At 45.5% G+C, this 596-nt stretch carries 1 protein-coding gene; it reads right to left on the reverse strand.

Annotated elements, in window-relative coordinates; translation table 11 throughout:
• On the reverse strand, positions 1-565 hold a 565-nt coding region (locus tag MST27_RS22175), incomplete at its 3' end, for a hypothetical protein (protein WP_243608010.1).
• Positions 566-596: the final 31 nt, after the last annotated feature.

Here is a 596-nt window from a genome sequence, read left to right on the forward strand (position 1 = left end):
GCCCACCAGTAGTATTTAGATCATTATCCTCGAGTGTGACTACTGCTGAATCGCCATTCAGGAAAAGCTCTTGTTTGCTGAGGTTTAATGAACCAACACCACCGGCGCCTACCACTGACACCGTTGTGTATGAAGAGAGATTATTCTCTGTGGTGGCATTTGGCGAGTCATTGTAGAATACTGTGATATTATCTCCATTAGAGACTTTCAGAACAGGAGGTGACGATGCATTATCTGTCGAAGAACCTGTAACATTCGTAAGTTTAAACGTCCCTCTGAACGTGCCTGAATTTGCGCCTGTTTCTACAAGCTGGAGAGATACTGTATTCGCTGTATTGCTAAAATCACTGCCTGACACACTGGCGGCCCGGCTAGCAAAGATTTGCTTCGCGATGAAACCGTTCTTAAACGTTGAATTGTGCGCTGTGGTGCCAGTTCCCGGCAAACCTAAACCAACTTCATTCACGTTCGTTATACTAGCCGTATTATTGAAGGTTGTCTGCGGCGTTGAAACACTGATATTCAAATCATTATCAACCAACGTGACTTCGATCGTGCTGTTCAACCCAACAGTGCCCGATGGAGACACAGACAAG

The organism is Stutzerimonas marianensis (genome assembly GCF_022810315.1).
Classification (GTDB): domain Bacteria; phylum Pseudomonadota; class Gammaproteobacteria; order Pseudomonadales; family Pseudomonadaceae; genus Stutzerimonas; species Stutzerimonas marianensis.